At 65.6% G+C, this 4,975-nt stretch carries 8 protein-coding genes and 2 pseudogenes; 6 read left to right on the forward strand and 4 right to left on the reverse strand.

Annotated elements, in window-relative coordinates:
• Window positions 1-222, forward strand: a pseudogene (locus ACWEKS_RS48730) (hypothetical protein); the annotation flags it as partial.
• A 266-nt stretch (window positions 223-488) separates the two neighbouring features.
• Here ACWEKS_RS48730 and ACWEKS_RS48735 read toward each other — a convergent pair.
• The 3 genes from ACWEKS_RS48735 to ACWEKS_RS48745 are packed head-to-tail and all read right to left on the reverse strand — an operon-like array spanning window position 489 to window position 1,802.
• Window positions 489-932, reverse strand: a complete 444-nt coding sequence (locus ACWEKS_RS48735) for an SRPBCC family protein (protein WP_452346508.1) — start codon at window positions 930-932, stop codon at window positions 489-491.
• Window positions 933-966: 34 nt separating this feature from the next.
• Window positions 967-1,470 carry a pyridoxamine 5'-phosphate oxidase family protein gene (locus tag ACWEKS_RS48740; protein ID WP_452346509.1) on the reverse strand — a complete coding sequence of 168 codons (504 nt, stop codon included), beginning with the start codon at window positions 1,468-1,470 and terminating at the stop codon, window positions 967-969.
• Complete coding sequence (locus ACWEKS_RS48745; RefSeq protein WP_364611996.1) at window positions 1,467-1,802, reverse strand: ArsR/SmtB family transcription factor; 336 nt, start codon at window positions 1,800-1,802, stop codon at window positions 1,467-1,469. Before ACWEKS_RS48745 ends, ACWEKS_RS48740 begins: the two co-directional genes overlap by 4 nt.
• A gap of 451 nt (window positions 1,803-2,253) precedes the next feature.
• Between ACWEKS_RS48745 and ACWEKS_RS48750 the strand changes: the two genes are divergently transcribed.
• The 5 genes from ACWEKS_RS48750 (at window position 2,254) to ACWEKS_RS48770 (ending at window position 4,880) form a co-directional block, all read left to right on the forward strand.
• Window positions 2,254-2,448 (forward strand): hypothetical protein, encoded by a 195-nt coding sequence (locus ACWEKS_RS48750; protein ID WP_452346510.1) that lies wholly within the window; start codon window positions 2,254-2,256, stop codon window positions 2,446-2,448.
• Window positions 2,449-2,581: 133 nt separating this feature from the next.
• The gene (locus ACWEKS_RS48755; RefSeq protein WP_452346511.1) at window positions 2,582-2,902 is read left to right on the forward strand and encodes an ATP-dependent DNA ligase; all 321 of its coding nucleotides are present in this window, start codon (window positions 2,582-2,584) and stop codon (window positions 2,900-2,902) included.
• Window positions 2,903-3,069: 167 nt separating this feature from the next.
• On the forward strand, window positions 3,070-3,261 hold the full coding sequence (locus ACWEKS_RS48760) for a hypothetical protein (RefSeq protein WP_452346512.1): 192 nt from the start codon (window positions 3,070-3,072) through the stop codon (window positions 3,259-3,261).
• A 68-nt stretch (window positions 3,262-3,329) separates the two neighbouring features.
• Window positions 3,330-3,710, forward strand: coding sequence for a glycine cleavage system protein GcvH (gene gcvH, locus ACWEKS_RS48765; protein WP_452346513.1), 381 nt, complete (start codon window positions 3,330-3,332; stop codon window positions 3,708-3,710).
• A 639-nt stretch (window positions 3,711-4,349) separates the two neighbouring features.
• Window positions 4,350-4,880, forward strand: a complete 531-nt coding sequence (locus ACWEKS_RS48770) for a hypothetical protein (protein WP_452346514.1) — start codon at window positions 4,350-4,352, stop codon at window positions 4,878-4,880.
• Here the strand turns inward: ACWEKS_RS48770 and ACWEKS_RS48775 are convergent.
• Window positions 4,880-4,975 (reverse strand): annotated as a pseudogene (locus ACWEKS_RS48775) (potassium-transporting ATPase subunit KdpA); the annotation flags it as partial. The gene ACWEKS_RS48770 and the pseudogene ACWEKS_RS48775 overlap by 1 nt on opposite strands.

A 4,975-nucleotide genomic window follows, 5' to 3' on the forward strand; every position in this document is an offset into this window, starting at 1 on the left:
CTCGACAGTCGGGCGGTGGTGTTGCAGGTCCGTGTCCGCCGCCTGGTGTGCCTGACATCGAACTGCTGCAAGACATTTCGAGAACAGGTTCCCGGCGTCCTGGATCGCTATCAGCGTCGCACCACGCGGATGACCCATCAGGTGCGGTCGGTGGTGCGTGAGGGGACCCAGCCGGGTCCAGGTTGCCCGTCGCTCTGGATCGTGTCCGAAAGAGAGGTCTAGCAGGCAGGATCGAGTGTTCGCCATGGTGCAGACTCGAACTGCCTGACCACTGCGCGCGGCTGCGCGATGACGCTGGCGCGTTCACGTAGCCACTGGTGGCATTGTCCGGGCTCGAGGTCGGCAGGCATGAAGGATGAACAGTCGGTTACGCAACTGTGGAGTCACATTGGCCAGATAGATGTCGGTGAGTGCGGTTCGCAGGTTCGACCAGATTTCGTTCTGCCGATTGCGATATCGGGTCCCGTCCCCCCGGACCACAGCCGCTGTCAAAGGGTATGTGCGAGGCGATCCAAGCTTTGGCCCCAGCCGTAGGCCGCGCTGTCGTCCGGGGACAACGGGCCGGGAGCCCGCAGGTGGAAGTTCATAGCGGTCTTGCCGTCTCCGGCATCGGCGAAGGTGACCGTGATGACGGAATCTCGCTCGGGGCCGCCATCGCCCGTGGGGTCACCCCAGGTGAACACCAACCGTTCGGGTTCGACGATCTCGCGGAATGTTCCGACGCTGCGGTATTCGGTGCCGTCGGTGTCGGAGACCATGATCGATTCGTAGCGGCCGCCGGGGACTGGTTCGGCGACGATGCTGTCGCGGCGGGTGGTGAAGCCGTGGGGGCCGGCCCATTCGGCGATCTGGTCGGGTTCGATCCAGGCCCGGAAGACCAGGTCCCGGGGCGCGTCGAAGACACGGACAAGGGTGAATTCGCGGTTGCTCATGAGGCGTTGGTTCTCTCGGATTCTCGCGAGGGGTTCAGGCGGGCTGCTGCTGACCGGTCATCCAGTCGGGTGCGCCGCTGGGGAAGCGGGTACGAAAGTCCATCACCGCAGCCCAGGTGGGTCGCACGGCAATGCGCTCCATACGGGGCGCCATCCCGGCCACAAACTGCAGATACTCCTCCACCGCGGGGTCGCCGCCCTTGCGCATGGCCGCCGCGTATTCAGGTGGAAGGCCGTCGGATTCGGTGATCTCGGCACGGCCACGCAGCAGCAGCACCTGCGGCGGAGCGTCGTTGGTGTCGATGGTGAGGGCGACATCTGGCCGAGCGCGCAACGCACGGTTCTTGTGCGAGGGCGCGAATCCGGTCATCACCACCTCCTCGCCGTTCCACCAGAAGTTGATCGGGACAACGCGTGGGGTGCCGTCGGCGGCGGTGAAGGCCAGCCGGGCAGGCAGATTCGCCACCAGCAGTTCGCGCGCGATAGTGGTATCCAGCAGCCGCAGGTCCCCCTGTGGCAGGTCCAGGTGTTCGGTCACGGTAGCTCCTTATGTTGAATGCGTTGCAGATGTTCGTCGAGGCGATCGAGGCGATCGCCCCAGAAGTTTCGGTAGCGCTCCAGCCAGTCGGTCGCCGCTGCTAGCGGGGCGGGCTCGAGTCGACAAGGACGCCACTGCGCGTCGCGGCTTCGGGTGATCAGCCCGGCGCGCTCGAGCACCTTCAGGTGTTTGGAGACAGCGGGCAAGCTCATCGCGAACGGTTCGGCCAGCTCGCCGACTGTCGCCTCCCCCTCCGCGAGCCGGGCGAGTATCGCCCGCCGAGTCGCATCGGACAGAGCGGCGAAGACAGAGTCGAGTTGATCCTCGGACATGACGTTTATTACACCATTCGGTTAATTAACCAAGTGGTTAAATGATGCGCTGCCCGAGGCGGGTTGTCAATACCTGCAATCAAGCGGCCGCGGCGCGGGCGCCGCTACCCGTGAACGCATGGAGGGATCACTCGTTCACAGCTTCCCGATCGTGCGGTCTCGCCCCACGTTCACTACCGCGACGCTGGGGCGAGACCCTCGTCCATCCGACCTCGTCCGTCCGATGTGGCAGGCCCCGGCAATCGGCTCGGATGTAGCCTGCCGTTGACCTTGAACGCCTACGCTGGCGCACGTCGGCCCCCCGGTGGTGGCGCAGACCCCTCGGCATTGCCCTGGGCCTTCGCGGCATTCCCCGCGCGCGGTCGACCTCGGCGTACACCGCCGCCGCGAGTTGCGAATCCAGCCCGCCCCGGTGAGACCGGGCGTCGAGCCAGGGATTCGGAGGTGCGCCATGACAGCAACCCCACACGAACCACGCGGTGACAAGCCCGCTCGCCGGCCGGGAAAGCCGCATACGACCACACCCGCCATCACCCGCGGTTCCGATGACGATGTGCCGGTGGTGCGCTGGCCGGAGCCGAGTCGGCTCGAATCGTGGTGGGACGCCGTCATGCACCCCGCCGCCGAGCCACCCGCACCCACATGACCAGAACCGGCTCGATCGGCAGACGGTAGTTCCCGGCACGGACAGTACGACGAATTCCACCGGGGATACGGGATTCCGGAGCATCACGATGATGCGACCGCTCGGTATCTTTCGCGGGTAGGTTCGGGGTCTGGTGCGCCCTCCGGCGCCGATGCTCGCCACGCCCGGGCCCGCTCCCGCCGACGGCGACACCTGCTACGCCTACGAATGGAAGTACGACGGAATCCGCTGCCTGGCATGGATTTCCGACGGCGTGTGTCACATGACCAGCCGCAACGGCAACTCCCTCAACGCGGCCTTCCCCGAGATCTCCCATGCCCTTGCTCGTCTGCCGGGCGGAACTGCTGCACCCCTTGTCACCGGCGGCGACACGCGTACCCCCCCGACCGGTGACCGGCACCCCGCGCGGGCGCGCCCCGGGCGCACCCGGGCAGGCACGCATCCGACGGGCTGAGGCGGCCTGGACGCACCCACTCATCCAGGCCACATCCCCGACCTCTGACCGTGTGGGACGAACCACATGTTTGGTGGCTCGAGATGTGTTGAGGCACAGACTATTTACGGGTGTGCGATATCGGCCGCAGTGTGGCGGGGACCTCTTCCGCGCGGGGGGAGCATTTCATGTCGATGACCCTGTTGGTGACAATCGCGATCCTGTTGCCCGTGGTGGCGGTGGCCGCCGCCTACGCGACGATCGCGGCGACCTACTGGTGGGAAAGCCGCCACCGGGCAACACCACTGAGCGTGCCCACGTCGGTGAACTACATCCGGATCGAGGACGTGCCGGCGCGGCTGCGGATCCACTGGCCCTGACGCTCGGATGCTCCGCCATGACATGGTGTTACCGATTGATCCCACTGCACATCTGAGGGGGCTTTGCCGTGTCGAATGTTCCTGCCGACCTCAGGTACACCGACGAGCACGAGTGGGTGCGCACCGAAGCAGACGGCACGCTGACGATCGGCCTCACCGACCCCGCCCAGAACACCCTCGGGGACATCGTGTTCCTTCAGCTGCCCCCGGTCGGCAAGCAGGTCACTGCCGGTGAGGCCGTCGGCGCCCTGGAATCGGTCAAGGTCTCCTACGAGATCTGCAGCCCGGTGACCGGTGAGGTCATCGCGATGAACGCCGACGCCGTCGACACTCCCGGGGAAGTGAACGCCGACGCGTATCGCACATGGCTGTACAAGATCAAGCTGGCGGCGGGCGCCACTACCTACCGCCTGCTCACCGCCGCCGAATACGCGAGAAAGGTCGGCTGACCATCGTTTTCCGAACGCAGACGAGATCTGTCCGGTCGTTGGCGTGGGAGGAATGTCAGCGGACAGGGGTCATCTCGTTCCGGGCGGCCTCATTGAAGCGGGCGAGTGGGCTCCGCAAATGAGCCCAAGCTTGCCGTCCGGCCGACCACCCATCCCAGTACGCGGCATGCAGTGCTCTGGCCAATTCCTGGAGTGGATCAACCAGCTGGGGGTGCGATCAAGGCAAGTTTGTTGTGATGCAACCACATTCGATGGCTTACCTCATCCGACCGGGCCACATTGCCGCTGTCCATGATCCGTTCCATCTCCTGGTACGACTCGAGAATCGCTTCGATGCCGGCACGTACGTCAGCGCGCCGTTCGTCCGACTGCTCGTGTCGAACCTCCTCCCGTCAGGTCCGGTACGCCGAGCATGAATCGCTCCATGCCCTCGGCGCCGAGCGGCGCTTGCCGCAGAAGTCACTGAAGGTATGCATCTCCGTTTCGCATTCGCCCTACGAAGTTGTGATCGTGGGGCTAAATTGGTCACACGTCCAGGAGATCGCTGGACGGATCATCGCTTGTACTCGAAATCGACTGTCCTGCACGGTTGTCGAGCAGTAGGCGTTTCGATGTGAATCACACGAGAGCAGCTTTTCCATGCGATACACCATTCTGATCACCGCTTTCCTCGCCCTCGCCCTCGCTGTCGGGGCCGGACCCGCCACCGCCGAACCGCTCACGGTGGAGGATCCCAGCGCGACACCGGTCGATGCGACGACCGATGTGGCGCTGCCGCCCGGCCAGGCCTGTCTGCAGAGTTTCCTCAGCGGCTGGGCCAAATCGGCTGCGACCGGGTCGGTTACCGGGTCCGCGACCGGGTTCCTCGGGGGATCCTCCGGTGGACCGCAGGCCGGATCCGCCGCCGGGTTGGCGGCCGGGATTCTCAGTGCTCTGACCAGCGGGTCCGGCGGCGGACTCGCCGCCTGTGGTCTCGACGAACTGAACAACGATGCGCCCGACGGCTTTTCCGGCTCGACCACCGGTCCAGGTCGCGGATATCTGACCGGGTCGGCCAGCGGCTTCGCGTCCGGCTCCAGCAACGGTCTGCCGAGCGCACTGGGTGGCAGCGTGCTCTCCGGATTGTTCGGCGCATTGACCAGCGGCTCGAGTCAAGGATCGAGTCACTAGGAGAGCCCATGTGGACCCGAGTTGGCCATGCCCGCACGCTCGCCCGGCAGTGCCATCGCGATGGCGGTGCCGGTCAGCACGATCAACGGCGTCAC

Source organism: Nocardia sp. NPDC004711 (assembly GCF_053601595.1).